Source organism: Pseudomonas sp. YQ_5 (assembly GCF_043103305.1).
Classification (GTDB): domain Bacteria; phylum Pseudomonadota; class Gammaproteobacteria; order Pseudomonadales; family Pseudomonadaceae; genus Aquipseudomonas; species Aquipseudomonas putida_Y.
In genome coordinates this window covers 24,896-49,058 of the sequence record NZ_JBICJS010000026.1, presented here as the reverse complement: position 1 = coordinate 49,058, position 24,163 = coordinate 24,896, and the positions used below count along the sequence as shown (strand labels likewise).

Here is a 24,163-nt window from a genome sequence, read left to right as displayed (position 1 = left end):
CATGAAGCTTGTGCAGGGCCTTGAGCTAGCTGCTCAAGTTTGAAGCGACCACTGCCATCGCCCGGGGGTTAGCCGGGCAGGGCAGAAGCTTTGCGTTGAACGCCTGTATTAGTACAGACGAACGGCGCGGCGCTGTTCGCGCTGAACTTTCTTGGCGTGACGCTTAACAGCAGCAGCTGCTTTGCGCTTACGCTCTGCGGTCGGCTTCTCGTAAAACTCGCGGCTACGAACTTCAGCCAGTACACCGGCTTTTTCGCAGGAGCGCTTGAAACGACGCAGAGCTACGTCGAAGGGTTCGTTCTCTTTAACTTTGACGGCTGGCATCCAGGGCTACCTTAATTCATTACCGGGGTAGACGTGCTCCTGGCAAAACAAAGGTGTGCTGGAGAACGTCGGTTTTCAAGGGTTGCGGATGTTAACCCTTAGCAAGCCGGAATGCAAAGCCTCTGATCGAAAACCGCTGGTCGGCACCCGACACGGGGACTATCATGCGCGGCTTCGAATTCAGCCCCCACAAGGGACGAGCCCATGCTAGTACTGGGATTGGAAACATCCTGCGACGAAACTGGCGTCGCATTATACGACAGTGAACGGGGTTTGTTGGCCGACGCACTGTTCAGCCAGATCGACCTGCACCGCGTCTTCGGTGGCGTGGTGCCCGAGCTTGCCTCGCGTGATCACGTCAAGCGCATGCTGCCGCTCATCCGCCAGGTGCTGGACGAGGCAGGCTGCGTTGCCACCGAAATCGACGCCATCGCCTACACCGCGGGCCCCGGCCTGGTCGGCGCTTTGCTGGTGGGCGCTTCCTGCGCCCAGGCGCTGGCCTTTGCCTGGGACATCCCGGCGATCGGCGTGCACCACATGGAAGGCCACCTGCTGGCGCCCATGCTGGAAGAAAACCCGCCCGAGTTTCCGTTCGTCGCTTTGTTGGTTTCCGGTGGCCATACCCAGCTGGTCCGGGTCGATGGCATCGGTCAGTACGAACTGTTGGGCGAGAGCCTGGACGACGCTGCCGGTGAAGCGTTCGACAAGACCGCCAAGCTGATCGGCCTCAATTATCCCGGTGGTCCGGAAATCGCGCGTCTGGCCGAACAGGGTGTGGCCGGGCGCTTCGTGTTCCCGCGGCCAATGACCGATCGGCCAGGCCTGGAATTCAGCTTCAGTGGCCTCAAGACCTTCGCCCTCAACACCTGGCAGCAATGCAAGAATGCTGGCGACGACAGTGAGCAAACCCGTTGCGACCTGTCTCTGGCATTCCAGCAGGCGGTGGTGGAGACTTTGACCATCAAGTGTAAGCGGGCGCTCAAGCAGACCGGCCTCAAGCGCCTGGTCATCGCGGGTGGCGTGAGTGCCAACAAGGCCCTGCGCGCGTCCCTGGAGGACATGCTCGGTAGCATCAAGGGCAACGTGTACTACGCGCGCCCGCAATTCTGTACCGACAATGGTGCGATGATCGCCTACGCCGGTTGCCAGCGCCTGTTGGCCGGGCAGCAGCAAGACCTGGCGATCAGCGTGCAGGCACGCTGGCCGATGGAGCAGTTGCCGCCGCTGTAAGGTAGGGCGTCGAAGGTTCAGAAGTGCCGTTCGCGCCCTGCAAACAAGTCGCGCAGGTTGTTGCGGTGGCGCCACACGATCATCAAAGTCAGTACGCTGATCGGCAGCAGGGCCTCGGGCTCCCGCCAGGCCAGCAATGGCAGGGTGAGTGGCGTGGCAATCAGTGCCGCCAGTGAGCTGGTGCGCGTGAGGTAGAAGGTCAGCAGCCAGGCGCCGATGGCCAGCAGCGCGGCCGGGAAATACAGGCCCATGAGCATGCCGGCAGCCGTCGCCACGCCCTTGCCGCCCTTGAAGCGGAAGTACAGGGGGAACAGGTGACCCAGCACCGCGCATATGCCCACCCAGGCCTGCGCATGCAGGTCCAACCCGGCAGCGCGGGCGAGCAATACCGGCAAAAGGCCCTTGCACAGGTCGCCAAGCAGGGTCAGGATCGCCAGTTTACGGCCTGCCAGGCGTAGCATGTTGGTGGCGCCGGCATTGCCTGAACCGCTGGAACGCGGGTCCGGGCTGCCCGAAAGGCGGCTGAGAACAATGGCGAAGGACAGCGAGCCGAGCAGGTAGGCGAGCAACGCCAGTAACCAAAACATGCTAACTATTCCGGGCGAGGACGCCCTGATTCTAACGGCGCCAGTCGCCCTTGTCGTGCTGTGGAGAGAAGTGCTTGGACAGAGTGTTCATCGAAGGCCTGGAAGTCGATACCGTCATCGGTGCCTATGACTGGGAGCGGGATATTCGCCAGTGCTTGCGCCTGGACCTTAGCTTTGCCTGGGACAACCGCCCGGCTGCCGCCGGAGACGACCTGAACCTGGCGCTGGACTATGCCAGTGTGTCGGCGCGCATCCAGGCGTTTGCCGAACAGGCCCGTTTCGAGCTGGTTGAAACATTTGCCGAGCGCCTGGTGGCCACCTTGATGGACGAGTTCCACATCCCCTGGGTGCGGTTGAAGCTGACCAAGCCGGGCGCGGTGCCGGCGGCCCGTGGTGGTGTAGGCGTGGAGATCGAGCGCGGATGTCTTTGAACACGGTTTACCTGGGCCTGGGCAGCAATATCGACCGTGAGGCGCATTTGTGCGCCGGGCTCGATGCGTTGGCTGGCATCCTGACCGACATGCGCTGTTCGCCGGCTTTCGAAAGCCAGGCGGTGGGTATCAAGAGCGGGCCGTTCATCAACTTCGTGGTGACCGGGCAAACCGCATTGCCGTTGATCGAGCTGGACCGCCGGCTGAAGTTCATCGAGGCCGACAATGGCCGCTATGCACCGGACCGCAAAGGGTTGCCGCTGGATATCGACGTGCTGATGTATGGCGATTTGCACGGTACCTTCGATGGGCTGGTACTGCCCCGGGCCGAGATCCTGAAGAACGCCTTTGTGCTGTGGCCGCTTTCGTTGCTGGCGCCCGACCTGGTGCATCCGGGGGTGGGCAAGCGCATGGCGCAGCTGTGGCAGGAAGCGCAGATCGATCAGGTACTCGCCCCAGTCGCCTTTGAGTGGCGCGGGTTGCAGTTGACGCCCGCTTAAGCCTGTATCGGCCTCTTCGCGGGTAAACCCGCCCCTACAACGGCCTGTGCCCAACCTCTGATGTGTGCCCCCTGTAGGAGCGGGTTTACCCGCGAATACGGTGGTGACTGCGACGGTGAACAGCGGTCGGAAATTGGCCAGCAGGCCCGGCCCTTTCGCGGGTGAACCCGCTCCTACAGCGGCTTCAGCCGCGAAGAGGCCGGGAGGTCTAACCGCGCTGGTAAGCCTCGAGCGCTTTCAGCCGTTCACCTTTGAGTGCTTCGCCCAGCGCCTGACCCGTCAGCCCGGCTTGCACCAACGGCTTCACATCCACCGCTCGCGCCGCCGCTGCTGCGCCTCGCAGGTAATCGGCCTGTGGGTAACCCTGCTCGCCATCGCCCAACGCCGCCATCTCGCAAACGACCACAAAATCCTCGAACCGCTGCGGCCGTCGGTAGACATCGAACTTCTGCAACAGCTCCAGCAGTGCCGTGGCCGGCAGTTCGAGCGCCTGATTGCCCTGCGCCAGGCACTCCCCTGTCAGCATGGCCAGTTCCTGGCATTCACGCGGTGCCTTCAGGCGCTGGTTGACGGTTTTGATCGATGTCGGTGCCAGCCCGCGCAACAGGCAGGCCCAGCGCACGAGCAGCGGTTGTTCGTGCGCCGCCGCCTGCTCCAGCGCCGACAGTGTCCGGGAGCCGTCATCGAGCTCAGGCAGCAGCTCCTGCAGGGCCCCGCACGCGCTCAGCACCTTGAAGAATACCTGTGGTTGCACTTCCATCAGCGCGCGCTCGATTTCCTTCCAGCTGCGCTCAGCAGTGAGTGCCTGCAGTTCGCCCGAGGCGCTGATCTGGCGCATCAGCGTCAAGGTTTCATCGGCAACCCGGAAACCCAGTGGCGCATAGCGGGCAGCAAAGCGGGCAACACGCAGCACGCGTAGAGGATCTTCGGCGAATGCCGGGGAAACATGGCGTAGCAGGCGTTGATCCAGATCTTTCTTGCCTTGGTAGGGGTCGTATAGCGTGCCGGCTTCATCCTCGGCCATCGCATTTATGGTCAGGTCGCGACGGATCAGGTCCTCTTCCAGGGTTACGTCGGGGCTGGCGTGAAAAGTGAACCCGCCGTAGCCTCGCCCACTCTTGCGCTCGGTGCGCGCCAGGGCGTATTCCTCGCCGGTTTTCGGGTGCAGGAACACCGGGAAATCGGCGCCCACCGGCCGATAGCCCTTGGCGAGCATTTCTTCGACTGTGGCGCCCACCACCAGCCAGTCGATATCGCTGACAGGGCGGCCGAGCAGGCGGTCGCGCACGGCGCCGCCAACTTTGTAGATGTGCATGTGCAGCTCTCCATAACTGCCGACAGGATAACCCGTCGGCGGTCATGGAGTTGCATCATAGGTGGTGGATAACGGCCAGGTCCATGCGGCCGTAGTCGGCGCTTTCGCTATGCTCGCCGCGCGGCGGCATGTGGTGAGTACTCATCACTTGCTCGCCTTGCACGGTCTCCAGGTGGATATCGAAGCCCCACAGGCGATGCAGGTGCTTGAGCACTTCGTCGGTCGAGTCGCCCAGCGGTTTGCGGTTGTGTTGCTGGTGTCGCAGGGTCAGGGAGCGGTCTCCGCGGCGGTCGACGCTCCAGATCTGTACGTTCGGTTCACGGTTGCCCAGGTTGTACTGCGCTGCCAGTTGCTCCCGAATCACCCGGTAGCCGGCCTCATCATGGATGGCAGGCACCAGCAGGTCGTCGCGCTGGTCGTCATCGAGGATGCTGAACAACTTGAGGTCGCGCATCACCTTGGGCGACAGGTACTGCAGGATGAAGCTCTCGTCCTTGAAGCTGCTCATGGCGAACTTGATGGTAGAAAGCCAGTCGCTGCCGGCAATTTCGGGGAACCAGTGGCGATCTTCTTCGGTGGGGTTTTCGCACATGCGGCGGATGTCGGTGTACATCGCAAAGCCCAGCGCGTAGGGGTTGATGCCGCTGTAGTACGGGCTGTCGAAGCCGGGCTGGAACACCACGCTGGTGTGCGACTGCAAGAACTCCATCATGAAGCCTTCGGTAATCAGCCCCTCGTCGTACAGGTCGTTCATCAGGGTGTAGTGCCAGAAGGTTGCCCAACCTTCGTTCATCACCTGGGTCTGGCGCTGGGGGTAGAAGTACTGGGCGATCTTGCGCACGATGCGCACTACCTCACGTTGCCAGGGTTCAAGCAGCGGGGCGTTTTTTTCGATGAAATACAGGATGTTTTCCTGCGGTTCGGCGGGGAAGCGCCCCTCATCGCGGTCGTTGCCCTTTTCGGCGTTCTTCGGAATTGTCCGCCAAAGGTCGTTGATCTGACGCTGAAGATGCTCTTCGCGCTCCTGTTGCCGGCGCCGCTCTTCTTCGGCAGAAATAGGATAGGGCCGCTTGTAGCGGTCGACACCGTAGTTCATCAGGGCATGGCAGGAGTCGATCAGGTCCTCCACTGCATCAATACCGTGGCGCTCTTCGCACTGGGCGATGTACTGCTTGGCGAACACCAGGTAGTCGATGATCGAACTGGCGTCAGTCCAGGTGCGGAACAGGTAATTGCCCTTGAAAAAGCTGTTATGGCCGTAGCAAGCGTGGGCAATCACCAGTGCCTGCATGCACATGGTGTTTTCTTCCATCAGGTAAGCGATACAAGGGTCGGAGTTGATCACGATCTCGTAGGCCAGGCCCATCTGGCCCCGGCTGTAGGACTTTTCCGTGCTGAGGAACTGCTTGCCGTAGGACCAGTGGTGGTAGCCCAGCGGCATGCCGACAGATGCGTAGGCGTCCATCATCTGTTCGGCAGTGATTACCTCGATCTGGTTGGGGTAGGTGTCCAGGGCGTAACGCTCGGCCAGACGGCTGATTTCCCGGTCGTAGGTCTGGATCAGCTCGAACGTCCACTCGGACCCAGTGGAAATGGGTTGGCGTCTCTGTGCTCTGGCGGTCATGTGGCTAACCTGCGCTGGAAGAGTTCACGGAAGACCGGGTAGATGTCGCCGGCCGATACCAGCTGCTGTTGGGCGAACGTGTCGGGGAAAGCATCGCCGATACGCTCGTACTCATACCACAGCGCCTGGTGTTCACGGGGGGTGATCTCAACGTAAGTGTAGTACTGCACATGCGGCATGATCTGTTTGGAGAGGATGTCGCGGCAGATCGGCGAGTCGTCGTTCCAGTTGTCGCCATCGGAAGCTTGCGCGGCATAAATATTCCAGTCGCTGGCCGGGTAGCGCTCGGCCATGATCTCCTGCATCAGCTTGAGGGCACTGGAAACGATGGTGCCGCCGGTTTCCCGCGAGTAGAAGAACTCTTCTTCATCGACTTCCCGGGCGCTGGTGTGGTGGCGAATGAAAACGACTTCGATGCGCTCGTAGTTACGCTTGAGGAACAGGTACAGCAGGATGAAGAAGCGCTTTGCGATGTCCTTGGTGGCCTGGGTCATCGAGCCGGATACGTCCATCAGGCAGAACATCACCGCCTTCGAGCTTGGGTTGGGTTGCTTGACCAGCAGGTTGTACTTGAGGTCGAAGGTGTCGAGGAAGGGCAGGCGGTTGATACGCGCTTTCAGGCGCTCGATTTCCTGTTCGATTTCCTGGATATCGGTGAAATTGTCCGGCTCTTCGACCCGCAGGCGGTCGAGTTCCTTTTGTGCTTCGCGCAGCAGGGCGCGGCTGCTGCCGGTCAGGGCGATACGCCGGGCATGGGCCGAGCGCAGGGTGCGCACGATGTTGATGCGTGACGGGTTGCCTTCGTTGGCGATGCCGGCCCGAACGGTCTTGAAGGTGTCGGCGCCAGTCAGGTGACGTTTGACCAGGTTGGGTAGCTCAAGGTCCTCGAACATGAATTCGAGAAATTCTTCCTGGGTGATCTGGAAGACGAACTCGTCCATGCCCTCGCCGGAATTGCCGGCCTTGCCGCGACCGCCACCACCTCCACCGCCTTGCGGCCGTGGGATGTGTTCACCTGCCGTGAATTCTTTGTTGCCAGGGTGCACGATGGTCTGTTTGCCCCCACGACCATGATGCAAGACCGGTTCGTCGATGTCGCGTCCGGGAATACTGATCTGCTCGCCGTGTTCCATATCCATGATGGAACGGCGGCTCACCGCCTCTTCGACGGCCTTTTTGATATGTTCGCGGTACCGCCGCAGGAAGCGCTGGCGGTTGACCGTGCTCTTGTTCTTGCCGTTCAGGCGTCGGTCTATAACGTAGCTCATGGTCCCTCCGGTGACTGGATGCAGCTGCAACCCACAAGCTGCAAGCCACAAGCTTCAAGCTGCAAGAAAGAGCAGCCACCGCCGCTGCAAGCTGTGACGCGGGCGGCAATGCCAACGCCAGGCAGCTTGCAGCTTGCGGCTCGTAGCTTGCCGCTTTATTGCGATTTCCTGACCCGCAGGTACCATTCCGACAGCAGGCGCACCTGTTTGTCGGTATAGCCACGCTCCACCATCCGGGTGACGAAGTCGTTGTGTTTCTTCTGGTCCTCTTTGCTGGCCTTGGCGTTGAAGCTGATGACGGGCAGCAGGTCTTCGGTGTTGGAGAACATTTTCTTCTCGATCACGACCCGCAGCTTTTCATAACTCAGCCAGCTTGGATTCTTGCCATTGTTGTTGGCGCGTGCGCGCAGTACGAAGTTGACGATCTCGTTGCGGAAGTCTTTCGGGTTGCTGATACCTGCCGGTTTCTCGATCTTCTCCAGTTCTTCGTTGAGCGCAATGCGGTTAAGAATTTCGCCGGTTTCCGGGTCGCGGTATTCCTGATCCTGGATCCAGAAGTCTGCGTACAGCACGTAGCGGTCGAAGATGTTCTGGCCGTATTCGCTGTAGGACTCGAGGTAGGCGGTCTGGATTTCCTTGCCGATAAACTCGATGTAGCGCGGCGCCAGGTATTCCTTCAGGTAGCGCAGATAGCGTTCGCGCACTTCAGCCGGGAACTGTTCCTGTTCGATCTGCTGTTCGAGCACATACAGCAGGTGCACCGGGTTGGCGGCAATTTCGTGTGGGTCGAAGTTGAACACCTTGGACAGGATCTTGAAGGCGAAGCGAGTCGATAGGCCGTTCATGCCTTCGTCGACACCCGCGGCGTCCCGGTATTCCTGAATCGACTTGGCCTTTGGATCGGTGTCCTTGAGGTTTTCCCCGTCGTAAACGCGCATCTTGGAATAGATATTGGAGTTCTCTGGCTCTTTCAGGCGCGAAAGCACAGTGAACTGAGCCAACATCTTGAGCGTGTCTGGCGCACAGTGGGCCTTGGACAGTGAGCTGTTGATCAGCAACTTGTCGTAGATCTTGATTTCATCGCTGACCCGCAGGCAGTACGGCACCTTGACGATATAGATCCTGTCGATGAACGCTTCGTTGTTCTTGTTGTTGCGGAAGGTGTGCCACTCCGATTCGTTGGAGTGCGCCAACAGAATACCGGTATAGGGGATCGCCCCAAGGCCTTCGGTACTGTTGTAGTTGCCTTCCTGAGTGGCGGTGAGCAAGGGGTGCAGGACCTTGATCGGCGCCTTGAACATTTCGACGAATTCCATCAGGCCCTGGTTGGCCCGGCACAGCGCGCCCGAGTAGCTATAAGCATCGGCGTCGTTCTGTGGGTATTCCTCAAGTTTGCGGATATCGACCTTGCCGACCAGGGCAGAAATGTCCTGGTTGTTTTCATCGCCGGGTTCGGTCTTGGCAATGGCGATCTGGTTAAGAATCGACGGGTACAGCTTCACCACCTTGAACTTGGAGATGTCACCGCCAAATTCCTGCAGGCGCTTGGTGGCCCAAGGCGACATGATGGTGTTGAGGTAGCGCCGTGGGATACCGAACTCTTCCTCGAGAATGGCCCCATCTTCGGTGGCATTGAACAAGCCCAGAGGTGACTCGAATACCGGCGAGCCCTTGATCGCGTAGAACGGTACCTTTTCCATCAGCTGCTTGAGTTTTTCCGCCAGCGAGGACTTGCCGCCGCCCACCGGGCCCAGCAGATAGAGGATCTGTTTCTTCTCTTCCAGGCCTTGGGCGGCGTGGCGGAAGTACGACACGATCTGGTCGATGCACTCTTCCATGCCATGGAAGTCGGCAAAGGCCGGATAGCGGCGGATAACCTTGTTGGAGAAGATGCGCGACAGCCTGGAGTTGGTAGAGGTGTCGATCAGCTCTGGCTCACCGATGGCCAGCAACAGCCGTTCGGCCGCCGATGCGTAGGCACTGCGATCCTCTTTGCACAGCTCGAGGTACTCCTGCAGCGAGAGTTCTTCCTGGCGCGTAGACTCGAAACGTTGTTGGAAGTGGCTAAAAATACTCATGACGTCACCTCGCTCGATACGTGGAGACGACGCCGGATCAGTCAGCTGATGCTGGCATGCAACCGGGTTGGCCGATTGCTGTATACCCCCCAGAACACCCTGTAACGCTACCGATGACCCGCACGCCGGTGTACCGGCTCTCCCCTTTTTGGATGGCCTGAGCTTAAGCGTAGTTGGTTATCTGCAAGATCAAGGGGCGAGGAAGGCAGAAGTTACGAACGACCGTTCGTCAGATAAGCCGCAAGCCCGCGCGGGGCACGGGCTGCAGGGGAAAATAAAAAATTATTCAGCGTTGCCCTGAGCGGTCTCGGCCGGGTAGGTCGCGCGCCACAGTTCGAAGCCGCCGTCCACGCTGTAAACGTCGGAGAAACCTTGGCCTACCAGGTAGGCGGCAGCGCTTTGACTGGAATTGCCGTGATAGCAGACCACCAGGGTTGGCGCGTCGAGGTCGGCGTTGCGGATGAAATCGGCGACCGAGTGGTTGTCCAGGTGCCGGGCGCCGGTGATGTGGCCGGCGGCAAAGGCCTGCGGGTCGCGAATGTCGACCACGACCGCACCGTCTTTCTTGCGAAGCTCCAAGGCCTGCTCAGGAGGGATGCGCTTGAATTCGCTCATGGGTACTACTTCCTTCAGGTGTGGTCGTTGAGTGTAGTGGGTTGTGCCGGTTGGCGCAGGGTGCCGTCGTCGGCGCAGTCGCAGCGGTGGTATTCACCGCTGTCAACGTTGTACAGGGTCATGGCGCCGCCCCATACGCAGCCAGTGTCCAGGGCGATGACGTCGGGCTGGGTGACCTCACCCTGCAGGGCGGCCCAATGGCCAAAGATGATCTTCACGTGGCGTGAGCGGCGGTCTTTGTGCGCGTACCAGGCTTTGTAGCCTTTGGGCGCGCTACCCAGGCCTTCCTTGCTCTTGAGGTCGAGTTTGCCATCGGCAGTGCAAAAGCGCATGCGGGTGAAGTAGTTGGTGATGACCCGTAGGCGTTCGACGCCGGCGAGGTTCTTGCGCCACTTGTTAGGCTCGTTGCCATACATGCCTTCGAGGTACAGCTGCAGGCGGGTGTCGTCACGCAGCACTTCCTCGACCTCGGCAGCGAGTTCCAGGGCTTTGCCAAGGGTCCATTGTGGCGGTATGCCGGCGTGAACCAGGGCGATGCCGCGGGGCTCGTCGTAATGCAGCAGCTTTTGCTGGCGTAGCCAGTCGAGCAGCTGGTCGGCGTCCGGCGCTTCAATGATCTCGCGCAGTGTGTCGCTTTTCTTGAGGCGCTCGACGTTGTGCCAGGCGGCCAGCAGGTGCAGGTCATGGTTGCCCAGCACGCAGACCAGTGAATGACGGATCGAGTACAGGAAGCGCAGGGTTTCCAGTGACTCGGGGCCGCGGTTGACCAGGTCGCCGACCAGCCACAGGCGGTCAACGGCGGGGTTGAAACTGACGCGATCGAGCAGGCATTTGAGTGGCTGCAGGCAGCCCTGCAGGTCACCGACGGCGTAGGTAGCCATCAGTGCAGCGCCCCGGGCACTGCCAGGCGGAAGGGGGCAATCTCGGCGTCGAAGCGCTTACCGTCTTCGGCGAACATCTGGTAGCTGCCCTGCATGGTGCCAACGCGGGTGCTGATGACGGCACCACTGCTGTAAGTATGGCTCTGGCCAGGGTCGATGTTGGGTTGCTGGCCGACCACACCGGCACCGCGTACTTCCTCAACCTCGCCGTCACCGTTGGTGATCAGCCAGTGGCGCGATAGCAGCTTGGCCGTGAGCGAGCCATTGTTCTGCACGGTAATGGTGTAGGCGAAAGCGAAACGACTGTTTTCGGGGTCGGATTGTTCTTTCAGGTAGCGGGTCACGACGCTGACGTCGATTTGATAGCGGGGGTCGGACATGCAAGGGCCTTGGGCGAACTGACGCAATAATGCAGTCTAGGCCATTGGGAGGGGGGAGGGCCAGCGGTGATCGGGCTTGGGGTGTTGACTATGCCGGCCCCTTCGCGGGTTTAACCGCGATAAGGCCGGTACAGGCTAAATCAGGCTTGTTGCTGATCAGCCAGTTGGTCAGCCAGGCGCACGAAGGCTGCCAGGTCGAGCTGTTCAGGGCGCAGGCTGCCATCAACGCCGGCAGCCTCGATGGCGGCGCTGTCCAGCAGGCCTTTCATGGTGTTGCGCAGGGTCTTGCGGCGCTGGTTGAACGCTTCGCGAACGACGCGCTCCAGCAGCAGGTGGTCCTTGGCCGGGAACGGCAGCACTTCGTGCGGCACCAGGCGGACGATCGCCGAATCCACTTTCGGCGGCGGGTTGAAGGCACCAGGGCCGACATTGAACAGGTGCTCCACGCGGCAGTGGTACTGCACCATGATCGACAGGCGCCCCCAGTCACCACCGCCAGGGCCGGCGGCCATGCGCTCGACCACTTCCTTCTGCAGCATGAAGTGCATGTCGCGGATCAACCCAGCATGGCTGAGCAGGTGGAAGATCAGCGGGGTGGAGATGTTGTAGGGTAGGTTGCCAACCACCTTGAGGCTGCGCGGCGGCACGCCCAGTTGGTTGAAGTCGAACTTCAGGGCGTCGCCCTGATGCAGGCGGAAGTTGCTGCGATCAGCGAACTTGTGCTGGAGGATCGGCACCAGGTCTTTGTCCAGCTCCACCACGTCCAGCTGTGCGCCGCTGCCCAGCAGGCCTTCGGTCAGGGCTCCCTGGCCCGGACCGATTTCCAGCAGGTGTTCGCCGGCCTTGGCGTTGATGGCACGCAGGATGCGGTCGATGATACCGGCGTCGTGCAGGAAGTTCTGGCCGAAGCGCTTGCGCGCCCGGTGTTGGTATTGCTCGTTCATGGTCGGTTCTCGGCCATCTGGTAGGCGGTTTCCAGTGCGACGCGCAGGCTGCCGGTGTCGACTTTGCCAGTGCCGGCCAGGTCCAGGGCGGTGCCGTGGTCAACCGACGTGCGGATGATCGGCAGGCCCAGGGTCACGTTCACTGCAGCGCCGAAGCCTTTGTACTTGAGTACGGGAAGGCCCTGGTCGTGGTACATCGCCAGCACTGCATCGCAGTGCTCCAGATATTTGGGGGTAAACAGGGTATCGGCCGGCAGTGGCCCGCGCAGGTCCATGCCTTCGGAGCGCAGGCGGGCCAGGGTCGGCTCGATGATGTCGATTTCTTCGCGGCCCAGGTGGCCGCCCTCGCCCGCGTGCGGGTTGAGGCCGCACACGAGGATACGCGGGTTGGCAATGCCGAACTTGTCGCGCATGTCGGCATGCAGGATACGGGTTACACGTTCGACGCGCTCGGCAGTGATAGCGTCGGCAATATCACGCAGTGGCAGGTGCGTGGTCACCAGGGCCACGCGCAGGCCGCGGGTGGCCAGCATCATTACCACTTGTGCGGTGCGGGTCAGTTCGGCAAGGAATTCGGTATGCCCGGAAAAGGCGATACCGCTTTCGTTGATCACACCTTTGTGTACCGGGGCTGTGATCATTCCGGCGAAGTGCCCGTCCAGGCAACCTTGCCCGGCGCGGGTCAGGGTTTCCAGCACGAACGCCGCGTTGGCCTTGTCGAGCTGGCCTGGCACCACCGGGGCCGCCAGGGGGGTATCCCAGACGTACAGGCTTCCTGCGGGGGCAGGGTGGTCTGGCCATTGGCCCGGGGCTACCGGCAGCAGGCTGACGGCCAGCCCCAGCTGCGTGGCCCGCTCGGCGAGCAGGTCACGGCTGGTGATGGCGATCAGGGGATGGGGCTGGGCGTCTGCGGCGAGCAGCAGGCACAGGTCGGGGCCTATGCCGGCCGGCTCGCCGGGGGTGACGGCGAAGCGCAGGGGCTTCACTGGGCGGCCTGGTCAGCGCCAGGCAGCTTGATTTCAACGTAGGCTTCGTCGCGGATCTGGCGCAGCCAGGTTTGCAGCTCTTCGTCGTACTTGCGATTGCGCAGTACGCTCAGGGCCTGCTGTTCGCGAGCCTGCTCGGTGCTGTCGGTGGCGCGGCGGCCCAGCACTTCCAGAACGTGCCAGCCGTACTGGGTCTTGAACGGTTTGGTCACTACACCTTGCTGGGCATTGGCCATCTGTTCACGGAACTCCGGTACCAGGCTGTTCGGGTCGACCCAGTTGAGGTCGCCACCGTTGAGTGCCGAACCCGGGTCTTCCGAGAAGCTCTTGGCCAGTTCGCCGAAGTCTTCGCCGCTCTTGATCCTCTCGTACAGGCGCTCGGCCAGCTGCTTGGTGGCCGCCTCGCTGCGGATCTCGCTTGGCTTGATCAGGATGTGGCGTACATGCACTTCGTCACGCAGCACGTTCTCGCTGCCACCGCGCTTCTCCTCGAGCTTGAGGATGATGAAGCCGTTGGGGATGCGAATAGGCTGGGTAATTTCGCCCACTGGCATGCTGCTGAGCATCTTGGCGAAGTCAGGTGGCAGCTGACCGGCTTTACGCCAGCCCATCTCGCCGCCTTCCAGTGCGTTTTCGCTGGCGGAATTGGCAATCGCCATCTGGCCGAAGTCCGCGCCCTGGCGCAGTTGCTGGTACACGTCCCCGACCTTGCGGGCCGCTTTCTGGATATCGTCCGAGTTGGCGGCTTCCGGGGTCGGGATGAGGATGTTGGCCAGGCGGTACTCTTCCGACATCTGCATCTTGCCCAGATCCGAGGCCAGGAAGTTCTTCACTTCCTGCTCGGACACCTGAATGCGTTCGGCAACGCGGCGTTGGCGCACGCGGCTGATGATCATCTCGCGCTTGACCTGCTCGCGAGCGTCGTCGAACGACAGGCCGTCATGGGCCAGCGCCGCGCGGAACTGGTCCAGCGACATACCATTGCGCTGGGCAATGGTACCAATGGCCTGGTTCAGCTCTTCGTCGGTGATGCGGATGCCGGAGCGCTCGCCGATCTGCAACTGCAGGTTCTCGACGATCAGGCGTTCCAGTACCTGCGGTTCCAGGGCGCTGGTCGGCGGTACGCCGCCGCCGCGCTTGGCTATTGTTCGCTGGACTTCATGGACACGCTGTTCCAGCTGGCTTTGCATGACCACGTCGTTGTCGACGATAGCCACCACGCGATCAAGAGGTTGCACCGCGGCATGCACCGCGCCACTCAGCAAAGCGGCGCCCAGCAACACTGGGCGCAGACGATCAATAAGCTTGGTCTTCACGTTCACGGTAACCTTGAATGCCTTGGTCGAGGAAAGACTCGACCTTGTTGCCAACTACGCCGCCGAGGCCTTTCAGGACGATCTGAAGGAAGACACCGTGGTCGCCTTTTTCGTTCTGTGGAAGGGCCTGGCTGAAATCGTCGTAGTCGATCCAGTAACGGTTGATCAGGCGCAGCTTCCAGCAGCAGTTGTCGTATTCGAAACCGCCCATGGCTTCCAGGGTGCGGTTGCGGTTGTAGTCATGCTGCCAGCGGGCGATAACGTTCCACTGTGGAACGATCGGCCAGATGACCGAGAAGTCATGCTGCTGGATCTTGTAGTAGTCCTTCACGTAGTTAGGGCTGCCCGGGGTGCCATAGTCACCGCCGCCCACTTTCCAGGTACCGGTCGCGGAGTCGTAGGCGATGGTGTCGTTACGGTAGCGATAACCGAGGTTGACCACCTTGTTCGGGTTGTCTTCAGGCTGGTAGTGGAACATCGCGGCGCCCGAGCGTGGGCTGCGAGTGTCCGGGTCCCAGTTGTAGTTCGAATTGAAGCGCCAGTCGCGGTTGAAGTAGTAGTTGTACATCAGCGCGTACGGCGACACGTCGGACTGCGAGTCGGTGCGGGTGCGGTAGTCGATACCCGGCAACTGGACTTTGCGATCCTTGAAGTAATAGGCCTGGCCGATGCTGAAGTTCTGCCGCTCGAAGCCATTCTCTTCGATCCAGCGGGTTGTCACGCCCAGCGACAGTTTGTTCTCGTCGCCGATACGGTCGATGCCGCTGAAGCGGTTGTCGCGGAACAGCGAGTCGTAGCTGAACACCGTTTCGCCCGTGCTGAACAGCGGGATATCGGTCTGATCCTTGTAGGGTACGTAGAGGTAGAACAGACGCGGCTCGAGGGTTTGGCGGTAGTTGGTACCGAACAACGAGGTGTTACGGTCGAAATACAGGCCGCTGTCGACACTAAGAATTGGAATGTCGCGGTTCTGGTTGCTCTTGAAGTCACCGTAAAGATCGATTCGCTCGGGATGATCAATAAGGTCTTGCTTACCCTTACTATCCAAATCGAGGTCGTAGTGGGTGTACATGTACTTCAGCTTCGGCGTGATATAGCCGTAGCTGGCTTCCATGGGCAGACTCATGGAAGGTGCGACGTTCAGACGCGTACCGTTGGAGCGGGCGTTACCGAAGATATTCTGGTCCAGACGGCGGCCTGCTACACCGGCAGAGGCGTCCGGGTTACCGTCCTCGTCCAGAACGAAGTCGTTTTTCAGGTCGCGATCAAAGCGAACGGCTTCGGTTTCATATCCGAAGTTCAAGCCACCCGGCTCGAACGGCAGCTTACCGTTCAGGGTAATCTGCGGCAGGCGGTCGTACGGCGTGATCTTCGAAATGGTCGCCATTTCGTAGGCATGCACGTTCAACCTTGCGGTGTAGCCGTTGCCACGGTAGGTCAGCGCGCCCTGCTGGTCCAGCAGGTCTTTGCTCTCAACACCGATCTGGTCGGACTCCAGGTCCTGGAAGTAGAACGGGTCGCTGATGTCGGTGTAGTCCACCTCGGCCATCAGGCGCTCGTCCAGCCCGCCCTTGTGCTGCCAGTTGACCATCCAGCGCTGATCTTTGTAATCAGTCTGGTTTTTGCGGTCGTCGTTCTTGTCGTTCAGGTAGGCGCCGCCGAACTGGCCTTCGCTGGAAGGCGTCAGATAGCGGAACTCGCCTTCCATCAGCAGGCCGCGCTTGGCCATGTAACGTGGGTACAACGTGGCGTCGTAGTTTGGCGCCAGGTTGAAGTAATACGGCGTGACCAGCATGAAGCCGGTGTCGCTGCTGGTGCTGAACGATGGCGGCAGGAAACCGGACTGGCGACGGTCGTCGATCGGGAAGTAGATGTACGGTGTGTAGAACACCGGGAAATCCTTGACCCGCAGCGTGACGTTGGTCGCGGTACCGAAACCGGTTGCCGGGTTCAGGGTGATGTTGTTGCCCTTCAGCTGCCAGGCGTTGCTGCCCGGTTCGCAGGTGGTGTACGTACCGTCCTTGAGGCGGATGATGGCGTTTTCGCTGCGCTTGGCGTACAGGGCATTGCCGCGAATGTGCGACTTGTGCATCACGTATTCGGCGTTGTCGACCTGGGCTTCGCCAGTATCGAGCTGGATCTGTGCCTCGTCACCGACCACCAGCGAACCGTTGTCACGGATCTTGACGTTGCCCTTGAGCTCGCCACGGTTTTCGGCCTGGTAGAGGTTGGCCTCGTCGGCTTCGGCCTGCATGCTGCCCTGGCGCATCACCACGTCACCGGCGAGGGTGGCGATCTGTTGCTCCTGCTGGTACTTGGATACCTTGGCATTGATGTAGGTCGGCGACTCATCCTTCGGCGTGGTGTCGGCCATGCCCGGGCGGGTTGGCTCGATATACGCGCCACCGCAGTAGGGGCCGGTTTCAGCCAGCTGCGCGGCGGTGAGCTTTTCACGCGGAACCCAGTCCAGGTGGCTGTAGTCTTCACTGCGCGACTTCAGGCCACGGCCCTTGGCCTCGGTAACCAGCATGGGCCGGTCCGCAGTTTCGGCTTCGCCCGCAGCTTCGGTACCGGAGCTGACGGCTGCACCTTCGTGCACCGGGCGCGGTGGCAGGTTGTTGACTGGGGTTTTGGGCTTGCAGTCCCAACCACCGGCGGCGGACACTTGGCAGTCGAATTGTTCGGCTGCCACTACGTATGAGGTGGCCAGAGGTTGCAGGGCCAGCAGACCGCCGGTTACCAGCAACGGAAACTTTCTACGAAACGCGGGGGATTTCAATGCCATCTTATTAGTCCGGGCTTCCTGCGTGCCATCTGCCCGCGTGTGGGGCCGCACGCCTCTCGATGGTCTGAAAAAGATGCTGGATAATAAAGCATGACCCGCTTGACGGCTAGGGCCGTCGGAGACCCTTGCAATGCCTGAACACGATGTACGCCTGCAACAACTGTCGGTCTGGCTCGATGAGCAGCTCAATGATCTTTTCCGCGACAACGCCTGGGGCGAAGTGCCTGCAGGCAGCTTGACTGCTGCCAGCAGCGACGCCAGCTTCCGCCGCTATTTCCGCTGGCAGGGCGCTGGCCACAGCTTCGTGATCATGGATGCGCCCCCCCCGCAGGAGAATTGCCGACCGTTCGTCGCCATCGACCACCTGCTGGCCGGTGCTGACGTGCATGTGCCGCTGATCCACGCCCAGGACCTGGAACGCGGCTTTTTGCTGCTCGGGGATCTGGGCACTCAGACATACCTTGACATCATCAATGCCGACAACGCCGATGGCCTGTTCGCCGACGCCATCGATGCCCTTCTGAAGTTCCAGCGTTTGCCGATGGACGCGCCGCTGCCCAGCTACGACGACGCCCTGCTGCGCCGTGAAGTGGAATTGTTCCCCGAATGGTACGTGGGGCGTGAGCTGGGCCTGACCTTCACCGATACACAGAAGGCCACCTGGCAGCGCGTCAGCCAGTTGCTGATCGACAGCGCCCTGGCGCAACCCAAGGTGCTGGTACACCGTGACTACATGCCGCGCAACCTGATGCAGAGCAGCCCCAACCCTGGTGTGCTGGACTTTCAGGATGCGGTATACGGCCCGGTCACCTACGACATTACCTGCCTGTTCAAGGACGCCTTTGTCAGCTGGCCGCAGGCGCGGGTCGAAGGCTGGCTGAGCGACTACTGGCAGCAGGCGCAGGCGGCCGGCATCCCGGTGCACGCCGAGTTCGAAGCCTTCCACCGCGCCAGTGACCTGATGGGCGTGCAGCGCCACCTGAAGGTGATCGGCATCTTCGCCCGTATCTGCCACCGCGACGGCAAGCCGCGTTACCTGGGCGACGTACCGCGTTTCTTCGCCTATATAGATGAAGTGATCGGTCGCCGGCCCGAATTGGCGGAGCTGGGTGAGCTGATTGCCGAGTTGCAGGCCGGAGCGCGTGCATGAAGGCCATGATCCTGGCTGCGGGGAAGGGCGAGCGCATGCGCCCGCTGACCCTGCACACCCCAAAACCGTTGGTCCCGGTCGCCGGCCAGCCGCTGATCGAGTACCACCTGCGCGCCCTGGCGGCAGCGGGGGTGACCGAAGTGGTGATCAACCATGCCTGGCTTGGCCAGCAGATCGAAGAACACTTGGGTGACGGTAGCCGCTTCGGCCTGAGCATCCGCTATTCACCTGAGGGTGAACCGCTGGAAACCGGCGGCGGCATCTTCAAGGCCCTGCCTTTGTTGGGTGATGCGCCGTTCCTGCTGGTGAATGGCGATGTCTGGACCGACTACGACTTCGTGCGTCTGCAGGCTCCCCTGCAAGGTCTGGCTCACCTGGTGCTGGTCGACAACCCTGGCCATCACGGCCGCGGTGATTTCCGCCTGATGGGCGAGCAGGTCGTTGACGGCGATGACGCGCCAGGCACGCTGACCTTCAGCGGCATTTCGGTGCTGCACCCGGCGCTGTTCGAAGGTTGTCAGGCCGGCGCCTTCAAGCTGGCACCGTTGCTGCGTCAGGCGATGGCGGGCGGCAAGGTTTCTGGCGAACACTATCGTGGCCACTGGGTGGATGTTGGCACGCTTGAACGCCTGGCCGAGGCTGAGTCTCTGATCGGCGGGCGCGCCTGACATGTGGTGGCCAAGCACAGTGATTGGGGTGGGTGCCGGCTTTGCTGTTGCGAGCATACCGGGTGCCTTGCTCGGTGCGTTGCTTGGGCAGGCCATCGATCGCCGGCTGCGCTTGCAAGGCTGGGAAGACATGCGCGAACGCCTGGGTGGGCGCCCTGCATTACGCGACGATGAATTGTTGTTCGTGATGCTCGGGCGCCTGGCCAAGTGCGATGGTCGGGTAGCCGAGCAGCACATTCAGCAGGCGCGCCAGGAGATGGTGCGCCTGGACCTGGCCGAGGCTGCCCGGCTGCGCGCCATCAGTGCGTTCAACCGTGGCAAGGCGGGCAAGGACCGCCTTGGCGGGCACCTGCGGCGCATTCGCCAGCAGCCCCACGCGGCGGAAGGTACCTTGCGGGCCTGTTGGCGCATGGTCTGGGCTGACGGCAAGATGGGCAACAAGGAGCGTGAGCTGCTGCTGGACTGGGGGCAGAAACTAGGCATGAGCCGACGCCAGGTGCAGGCCATGTCGCTGGAGTACGAGCCGCGCAAGGCCACGGGGGCAGAGGGCTTGCCCATGACCTATGCGGCAGCGTTGCGCTTGCTGGCGGTGGAGGCGGATACCGACACTGACAAGGTCAAGCAGGCGTATCGTCGGCTTGTCAGCCGGCATCACCCGGACAAGCTGGCGGGTACCGGTGCCAGCGAGGCGCAGGTGCGTGAAGCGACCGCGCGTACCCGTGAGTTGCACCAGGCCTATGCCATGATCCGCAAGCGGCGCGGCCTTTGATGGCCCACCACAAGGATCAAGCCGAACTCAACCCTGAGGGCTTATCCACCCCCGCACCCGGCGGAACAATTGCTCTTGTTCCGCCGCTTTGTTTCCCGGTATGGCGATCAACGACAACTGGCGATACTGGCTATCCTTCTGCCGCTTGCTGGCCTGCAGGCGTTGCTGGGCTGCGTTGCGGTCAGCGCTGCGGGTGGCGTAGTAGATATCAGCTGTCGGTACCTTCAAGGTTGGGGCCAGGCTTTCCAGGTCATGCTCCACCCGTGCAGGTGTCTGAGCAGCAACCATCACCAGTTTTTGTACCTGCGGTGGCTGCTTCTCGCTCAGGTAGCGCGCCGCCCAATATGCACCGCTACCATGGCCGATCAGTACGATGCTGCGGGCGTTGTGTTGCTGGGCGAACGCCACGGCGGCATCCAGGCGGGCGAAGATGCGTTCGGCATCTGCCGGGTCGGACTGCTCGCTGGCTTGTTCGGCGTCGGTGCTTTCTGCCGTGTCGGCATCGGCTGCCGTGGCTTGGGCCACGTTGGCGTTGGCGTCGGCCGGCACGTCCTTGGCCGGTGCGCTTTCGCCTTTGTCTTGCGCAGGCGCTGCAGGTGGTGCGGTTTCGACCCGCGCTTGCGGGCTGTCGGCGAGCAGGTCGGGCAGGCTGATGCTCAGGCTGTGCCAGCCGATATCAGGGAATTTTTGCCGCAGTGGGCCGACTGCATTTGGCCAGTCGGCCGTTTCGCCAGCACCGGGGACAATGATCACTGCCCCTTGCGGATCGTTGTCGTTGGCCGGCTTCCACAGGGCCAGGAAGCTGTCGGCACCGGCCTGAAGGGTCTGCTGCTCAGCTTTGGGCAGCAGCCGCTCCAGCGCCAGGGCATCCTCCTGGCTGCGTTCCAGCAAAGGGGGGCGTGGGGCTTCGGCAGCCGGTGCCACGGTACTTGCAGGTGGTGTTTCGGCATCAGCGGCCAGGGCGCCGAGTGGAAGGACCGAGGCTAGGCAGCACAGTGCCAGCGTCGTGCGATAAAGTGTGGACATGAGTCAACCCAAGGCCAGAATGAAACCGGCAGCCTAATAGTATTTGCCCGTGACGGCCATGCTGCATGGTCGTCTTTGCCAAGTCGAGCGTATAGATGAAGCGAGTGCGTCGCCTGTTGGTTATCGGCTGCTTGTGGCTGCCCTTGATTGTCTGGGCCAAGCCCGAGGCGCTGCCCTCTGTGGTGCTGGAGCCTGATCAGCAGCAGTGGCTGGACACCCACCGCAGTTTGCGTGTCGGCCTGGTATTGCAGGCGCCCTACGCCCAGTTCGACCGGCGTCTGCAGCAACTTTACGGGGCCAATGTGGAACTGGTGAACAGCCTGGCGCAGGCGCTGCGGCTGGACCTCACCTGGCGTAACTTCAGCGACCAGGCCAGTTTGGAACATGCCCTGCAGCGCGGCGAAATCGACTTCGCCCCTGGCCTTACCCAGACGCCGGCCAGCCTGCGGCTGTGGTTATTCAGCGACCCGTACATGCGCGTGCCACAACTGGTGGTGGGGCCGCGCACCGGGGCCATGGCCGTGGAGCTGGAAAAGCTTGAAGCCGAGCAACGCGTGGCGGTGCGCATGCCCAGCCCCTTGGCGGATTACCTGCGCGGCAACTACGGCAACCTCAATCTGCAGGGGGTGCCAGACGATCGTGAGGCCTTGCAACTGGTGGTCGGTGGCCAGGCCAGTTTCGCCGTGCTGGATGAAGCGCAGCTCAGCCGCCTGTCGCGCGAGAGCGAGTTCGGTGAGCTGGCGGTGGTCGGCGATGTCGGCTTGCCGCAGCTGTTGCGTATCGGTTCGCGGCGCGACTGGCCGCTGCTGGCCGATGTACTTGAACGTGGCCTGCAGGCACTGCCGGCCAAGGAGCTGGAACAACTGCATCAGCGTTGGTTGCAGCCGAAATACCCGCGCCTGAGCGAGTCGCCTGGCTTCTGGCAGAACATCGCCTTGCTGTTCGGTATGTTGCTGCTGTGTGCCATGGCCACACTGGTGTGGCAACGCCGGCAGCAGCGCCAGCTGGAGCGCAGCCTGTTGGCCGCGCGGGAAAGCCTTGTGGAGCGCCAGGTGCGCGAAGAGGCGTTGCGCCTGAGCCAGTTCGCCATCGATCAGAGCACCGTGGGTATCCTCTGGGTCAATTGGGACAGCCATGTGCGTTACGCCAACCATGCTGCCGAGCGCATGTTGGGCTACACCGAGGGTGAACTGCTGGAGCGGCCGCTGAGCGACTTCGAGCCAAGCCTGAACATGGACCGCTGGCTAGAGCTGTGGAAGGGCGCGCGTACGGGGGCGGGTGGTGTCGGTCAGTTTGAGACGCAGTGCCGGCGGGCTGATCAAAGCTTGCTACCCGTTGAGCTGTCGCTGAGCTTTCTGCGTTTTCGTGACTCCGAATATCTGGTGGTCTACCTCGCCGATGTTACCGAACGCCACCGCGCCCTGGCGGCCCTGCGCGAAAGCGAGGCGCGGCTCAAGGGCATTGCTGGCAACGTACCCGGGTTGGTGTTTCGCCTGGAGCGTGACCCGGCCGAGGGCGATCTGGAGTTCCCCTATATCAGCGAGGGTAGCGAGGCGTTGGTGGGTTATGCGCCCAGCGAGATCCAGCAGCCGCAGATGGGGCTGCGCAACCTGGTACACCCCGAGGACCGTGCTGATTATCACAGGGTACAGGACCTGGCCTTGGTCAGCGACCAGGACTGGTCCTGGCAGGGGCGCATCCTCACCCGGCAGGGCGAACAGCGCTGGGCCGATATCAAGGCCAGCGCCCGGCGCCTGGGCAACGGCCAGGTGGTGTGGGACGGTGTAGTCTGGGACATCACACAGGGCAAGCGGGCCGAGCTGGCGCTGGCGAAGTCCCAGGAGCAGCTGCGCGAACTCTCGGCCCACCTGGAGAGCGTGCGTGAAGAAGAAAAAGCCCGTATCGCCCGGGAAGTGCATGATGAACTGGGGCAGATGCTGACCGTGCTCAAGCTGGAAGTGTCGATGTGCGAGCTGGCCTATGCCGAACTGGACCCAGGCCTGAATGAACGCCTGGCGAGCATGAAACGCCTGATCGCCCAGTTGTTCCAGTTGGTGCGCGATGTCGCCACTGCCTTGCGTCCGCCGATCCTCGACGCCGGTATTGCCTCGGCCATCGAATGGCAGGCGAGGCGTTTCGAGGCGCGCACGCAAATCCCGTGTCTGGTGCAAGTACCCGATAATCTGCCAGCATTGAGTGATGCCAAAGCCACCGGGCTGTTTCGTATCCTCCAGGAGGCGCTGACCAATGTGATGCGTCACGCCCAGGCACACAGCGTGGAGATTGAACTGGTACGTGAGGGCGGTCAGTTGCGCATGACGGTCAGCGATGATGGCCAAGGCTTTTGCCGCGAGCAGACCCGGCCCACCTCGTTTGGCCTGGTGGGTGTGCGCGAGCGGGTGCTGATGATGGGGGGGAGCATGGCGCTGGACAGTGAGCCGGGTGAAGGCACCAGCCTGAGCGTGGCCATTCCGTTGGAGTAGGAGAGCAATCGTGATTCGAGTACTGGTGGCCGAAGACCACACCATTGTCCGTGAAGGCATCAAACAGTTGATTGGCCTGGCCAAGGACATGCAAGTGGCGGGGGAGGCCGGTAACGGCGAGCAGTTGCTCGAAACCCTGCGCCACACACCGTGCGAGGTGGTACTGCTGGATATCTCCATGCCGGGTGTGAACGGTCTGGAGGCAATCCCGCGTATCCGTGCGTTGCACGATGCGCCGGCGATCCTGATGCTGTCGATGCACGATGAGGCGCAGATGGCGGCGCGGGCGCTGAAGGCCGGTGCCGCAGGCTATGCCACCAAAGACAGTGATCCGGCGCTGCTACTGACGGCGATTCGTCGGGTGGCGGGTGGTGGGCGTTATATCGACCCGTCGCTGGCCGACCGCATGGTGTTCGAAGTGGGCCTGACCGAATCCCGGCCGTTGCACACATTGCTCTCGGAGCGGGAGTTTTCGGTGTTCGAGCGCCTGGCCCAGGGCGCTAACGTCAACGACATTGCCCAGCAGTTGGCGCTGTCGAGCAAGACCATCAGCACCCACAAGGCGCGCCTGATGCAGAAGTTGAAAGTGAACTCGCTGGCGGAGCTGGTGAAATACGCCATGGAGCACAAGCTGGTCTGATTGCGACATACGCAATCGTTGAACCTGTCGAGGCCCTTGTGGGAGCGGGCGTGCCCGCGAAAGGGCCTTGCCGGTTGATTTCTATGGTTGCACCGGCCTCTTCGCGGGCATGCCCGCTCCCACAGGTTCGGTGGACTGCTTTGGAGGGCATTCCAATCCCGCC

The 24,163-nt window shown here is 61.8% G+C and carries 22 protein-coding genes; 8 read left to right on the top strand and 14 right to left on the bottom strand.

Translation table 11 applies throughout. From position 1 onward, the window contains the following. Positions 1 to 108: 108 nt before the first annotated feature. The gene (rpsU, locus tag ACF8EA_RS04320) at positions 109 to 324 is read right to left on the bottom strand and encodes a 30S ribosomal protein S21 (protein WP_003255575.1); all 216 of its coding nucleotides are present in this window, start codon (positions 322 to 324) and stop codon (positions 109 to 111) included. Positions 325 to 528: 204 nt separating this feature from the next. Here rpsU and tsaD point away from each other — a divergent pair, with 204 nt between their 5' ends. Then, positions 529 to 1,554 carry a tRNA (adenosine(37)-N6)-threonylcarbamoyltransferase complex transferase subunit TsaD gene (gene tsaD / locus ACF8EA_RS04315; RefSeq protein WP_021782705.1) on the top strand — a complete coding sequence of 342 codons (1,026 nt, stop codon included), beginning with the start codon at positions 529 to 531 and terminating at the stop codon, positions 1,552 to 1,554. A 17-nt stretch (positions 1,555 to 1,571) separates the two neighbouring features. Here the strand turns inward: tsaD and plsY are convergent, their stop codons facing one another. After that, positions 1,572 to 2,141, bottom strand: coding sequence for a glycerol-3-phosphate 1-O-acyltransferase PlsY (gene plsY / locus ACF8EA_RS04310; protein ID WP_021782706.1), 570 nt, complete (start codon positions 2,139 to 2,141; stop codon positions 1,572 to 1,574). 74 nt (positions 2,142 to 2,215) lie between these two features. Here plsY and folB point away from each other — a divergent pair, with 74 nt between their 5' ends. Then, entirely contained in the window at positions 2,216 to 2,572 is a 357-nt protein-coding gene (gene folB, locus ACF8EA_RS04305) for a dihydroneopterin aldolase (RefSeq protein ID WP_004576188.1), read from the top strand. Then, complete coding sequence (gene folK, locus ACF8EA_RS04300) at positions 2,563 to 3,072, top strand: 2-amino-4-hydroxy-6-hydroxymethyldihydropteridine diphosphokinase (RefSeq protein ID WP_021782707.1); 510 nt, start codon at positions 2,563 to 2,565, stop codon at positions 3,070 to 3,072. Before folB ends, folK begins: the two co-directional genes overlap by 10 nt. A 208-nt stretch (positions 3,073 to 3,280) precedes the next feature. Here the strand turns inward: folK and ACF8EA_RS04295 are convergent, their stop codons facing one another. The 11 genes from ACF8EA_RS04295 to ACF8EA_RS04245 all read right to left on the bottom strand — a co-directional run bounded on the left by ACF8EA_RS04295 (position 3,281) and on the right by ACF8EA_RS04245 (position 17,264). After that, on the bottom strand, positions 3,281 to 4,387 hold the full coding sequence (locus ACF8EA_RS04295) for a multifunctional CCA addition/repair protein (RefSeq protein ID WP_275967157.1): 1,107 nt from the start codon (positions 4,385 to 4,387) through the stop codon (positions 3,281 to 3,283). A gap of 55 nt (positions 4,388 to 4,442) precedes the next feature. Continuing rightward, on the bottom strand, positions 4,443 to 6,011 hold the full coding sequence (locus ACF8EA_RS04290; protein WP_010951740.1) for a SpoVR family protein: 1,569 nt from the start codon (positions 6,009 to 6,011) through the stop codon (positions 4,443 to 4,445). Continuing rightward, positions 6,008 to 7,279, bottom strand: a complete 1,272-nt coding sequence (locus ACF8EA_RS04285; RefSeq protein ID WP_021782709.1) for a YeaH/YhbH family protein — start codon at positions 7,277 to 7,279, stop codon at positions 6,008 to 6,010. Before ACF8EA_RS04285 ends, ACF8EA_RS04290 begins: the two co-directional genes overlap by 4 nt. A gap of 155 nt (positions 7,280 to 7,434) precedes the next feature. Continuing rightward, positions 7,435 to 9,357 carry a PrkA family serine protein kinase gene (locus ACF8EA_RS04280; protein WP_021782710.1) on the bottom strand — a complete coding sequence of 641 codons (1,923 nt, stop codon included), beginning with the start codon at positions 9,355 to 9,357 and terminating at the stop codon, positions 7,435 to 7,437. A gap of 282 nt (positions 9,358 to 9,639) precedes the next feature. Then, positions 9,640 to 9,972 (bottom strand): thiosulfate sulfurtransferase GlpE, encoded by a 333-nt coding sequence (glpE, locus tag ACF8EA_RS04275; protein WP_103443390.1) that lies wholly within the window; start codon positions 9,970 to 9,972, stop codon positions 9,640 to 9,642. Between the two features lie 14 nt (positions 9,973 to 9,986). Then, a complete protein-coding gene (locus ACF8EA_RS04270; protein ID WP_021782711.1) occupies positions 9,987 to 10,853 on the bottom strand; it encodes a symmetrical bis(5'-nucleosyl)-tetraphosphatase in 867 nt (288 codons plus the stop codon). Further along, complete coding sequence (apaG, locus tag ACF8EA_RS04265; protein WP_021782712.1) at positions 10,853 to 11,233, bottom strand: Co2+/Mg2+ efflux protein ApaG; 381 nt, start codon at positions 11,231 to 11,233, stop codon at positions 10,853 to 10,855. The genes ACF8EA_RS04270 and apaG overlap by 1 nt, the downstream gene beginning before the upstream one ends. Before the next feature lie 140 nt (positions 11,234 to 11,373). Then, positions 11,374 to 12,177, bottom strand: coding sequence for a 16S rRNA (adenine(1518)-N(6)/adenine(1519)-N(6))-dimethyltransferase RsmA (rsmA, locus tag ACF8EA_RS04260; protein WP_003255558.1), 804 nt, complete (start codon positions 12,175 to 12,177; stop codon positions 11,374 to 11,376). Beyond that, positions 12,174 to 13,163: a 4-hydroxythreonine-4-phosphate dehydrogenase PdxA gene (pdxA, locus tag ACF8EA_RS04255; protein WP_103463382.1), complete on the bottom strand. Its 990-nt coding sequence runs from the start codon at positions 13,161 to 13,163 to the stop codon at positions 12,174 to 12,176. The genes rsmA and pdxA overlap by 4 nt, the downstream gene beginning before the upstream one ends. Then, positions 13,160 to 14,485: a peptidylprolyl isomerase SurA gene (gene surA, locus ACF8EA_RS04250; protein WP_021782713.1), complete on the bottom strand. Its 1,326-nt coding sequence runs from the start codon at positions 14,483 to 14,485 to the stop codon at positions 13,160 to 13,162. The genes pdxA and surA overlap by 4 nt, the downstream gene beginning before the upstream one ends. Further along, positions 14,460 to 17,264, bottom strand: coding sequence for an LPS-assembly protein LptD (locus ACF8EA_RS04245; RefSeq protein ID WP_392521166.1), 2,805 nt, complete (start codon positions 17,262 to 17,264; stop codon positions 14,460 to 14,462). Before ACF8EA_RS04245 ends, surA begins: the two co-directional genes overlap by 26 nt. Before the next feature lie 130 nt (positions 17,265 to 17,394). On the opposite strand from ACF8EA_RS04245, the gene ACF8EA_RS04240 reads away from it, so the two are divergent. The 3 genes from ACF8EA_RS04240 to ACF8EA_RS04230 are packed head-to-tail and all read left to right on the top strand — an operon-like array spanning position 17,395 to position 19,851. After that, complete coding sequence (locus tag ACF8EA_RS04240; protein WP_021782715.1) at positions 17,395 to 18,414, top strand: aminoglycoside phosphotransferase family protein; 1,020 nt, start codon at positions 17,395 to 17,397, stop codon at positions 18,412 to 18,414. Beyond that, complete coding sequence (murU, locus tag ACF8EA_RS04235) at positions 18,411 to 19,082, top strand: N-acetylmuramate alpha-1-phosphate uridylyltransferase MurU (RefSeq protein ID WP_392521165.1); 672 nt, start codon at positions 18,411 to 18,413, stop codon at positions 19,080 to 19,082. The genes ACF8EA_RS04240 and murU overlap by 4 nt, the downstream gene beginning before the upstream one ends. A 1-nt stretch (position 19,083) precedes the next feature. Further along, positions 19,084 to 19,851, top strand: a complete 768-nt coding sequence (locus ACF8EA_RS04230; protein ID WP_021782717.1) for a TerB family tellurite resistance protein — start codon at positions 19,084 to 19,086, stop codon at positions 19,849 to 19,851. A gap of 27 nt (positions 19,852 to 19,878) precedes the next feature. Here ACF8EA_RS04230 and ACF8EA_RS04225 read toward each other — a convergent pair whose 3' ends face one another. After that, the gene (locus ACF8EA_RS04225; RefSeq protein WP_325949946.1) at positions 19,879 to 20,877 is read right to left on the bottom strand and encodes an alpha/beta hydrolase family protein; all 999 of its coding nucleotides are present in this window, start codon (positions 20,875 to 20,877) and stop codon (positions 19,879 to 19,881) included. 95 nt (positions 20,878 to 20,972) lie between these two features. Between ACF8EA_RS04225 and ACF8EA_RS04220 the strand changes: the two genes are divergently transcribed. Both ACF8EA_RS04220 and ACF8EA_RS04215 read left to right on the top strand, forming a co-directional pair. Further along, positions 20,973 to 23,360, top strand: a complete 2,388-nt coding sequence (locus ACF8EA_RS04220; RefSeq protein WP_392520581.1) for a PAS domain S-box protein — start codon at positions 20,973 to 20,975, stop codon at positions 23,358 to 23,360. Between the two features lie 7 nt (positions 23,361 to 23,367). Next, positions 23,368 to 24,000 (top strand): response regulator transcription factor, encoded by a 633-nt coding sequence (locus ACF8EA_RS04215; RefSeq protein WP_173401663.1) that lies wholly within the window; start codon positions 23,368 to 23,370, stop codon positions 23,998 to 24,000. Positions 24,001 to 24,163 lie beyond the last annotated feature (163 nt).

Bases quoted from the DNA above. Each gene is read 5' to 3' on its own strand.
- ACF8EA_RS04225 (WP_325949946.1), bottom strand. From the start codon at position 20,877: ATGTCCACACTTTATCGCACGACGCTGGCACTGTGCTGCCTAGCCTCG.
- ACF8EA_RS04240 (WP_021782715.1), top strand. From the start codon at position 17,395: ATGCCTGAACACGATGTACGCCTGCAACAACTGTCGGTCTGGCTCGAT.
- ACF8EA_RS04230 (WP_021782717.1), top strand. From the start codon at position 19,084: ATGTGGTGGCCAAGCACAGTGATTGGGGTGGGTGCCGGCTTTGCTGTT.
- rsmA (WP_003255558.1), bottom strand. From the start codon at position 12,177: ATGAACGAGCAATACCAACACCGGGCGCGCAAGCGCTTCGGCCAGAAC.
- folK (WP_021782707.1), top strand. From the start codon at position 2,563: ATGTCTTTGAACACGGTTTACCTGGGCCTGGGCAGCAATATCGACCGT.
- tsaD (WP_021782705.1), top strand. From the start codon at position 529: ATGCTAGTACTGGGATTGGAAACATCCTGCGACGAAACTGGCGTCGCA.
- ACF8EA_RS04285 (WP_021782709.1), bottom strand. From the start codon at position 7,279: ATGAGCTACGTTATAGACCGACGCCTGAACGGCAAGAACAAGAGCACG.
- ACF8EA_RS04280 (WP_021782710.1), bottom strand. From the start codon at position 9,357: ATGAGTATTTTTAGCCACTTCCAACAACGTTTCGAGTCTACGCGCCAG.
- rpsU (WP_003255575.1), bottom strand. From the start codon at position 324: ATGCCAGCCGTCAAAGTTAAAGAGAACGAACCCTTCGACGTAGCTCTG.
- ACF8EA_RS04245 (WP_392521166.1), bottom strand. From the start codon at position 17,264: ATGGCATTGAAATCCCCCGCGTTTCGTAGAAAGTTTCCGTTGCTGGTA.
- glpE (WP_103443390.1), bottom strand. From the start codon at position 9,972: ATGAGCGAATTCAAGCGCATCCCTCCTGAGCAGGCCTTGGAGCTTCGC.
- ACF8EA_RS04295 (WP_275967157.1), bottom strand. From the start codon at position 4,387: ATGCACATCTACAAAGTTGGCGGCGCCGTGCGCGACCGCCTGCTCGGC.
- ACF8EA_RS04290 (WP_010951740.1), bottom strand. From the start codon at position 6,011: ATGACCGCCAGAGCACAGAGACGCCAACCCATTTCCACTGGGTCCGAG.
- murU (WP_392521165.1), top strand. From the start codon at position 18,411: ATGAAGGCCATGATCCTGGCTGCGGGGAAGGGCGAGCGCATGCGCCCG.
- plsY (WP_021782706.1), bottom strand. From the start codon at position 2,141: ATGTTTTGGTTACTGGCGTTGCTCGCCTACCTGCTCGGCTCGCTGTCC.
- ACF8EA_RS04270 (WP_021782711.1), bottom strand. From the start codon at position 10,853: ATGGCTACCTACGCCGTCGGTGACCTGCAGGGCTGCCTGCAGCCACTC.
- apaG (WP_021782712.1), bottom strand. From the start codon at position 11,233: ATGTCCGACCCCCGCTATCAAATCGACGTCAGCGTCGTGACCCGCTAC.
- ACF8EA_RS04220 (WP_392520581.1), top strand. From the start codon at position 20,973: ATGAAGCGAGTGCGTCGCCTGTTGGTTATCGGCTGCTTGTGGCTGCCC.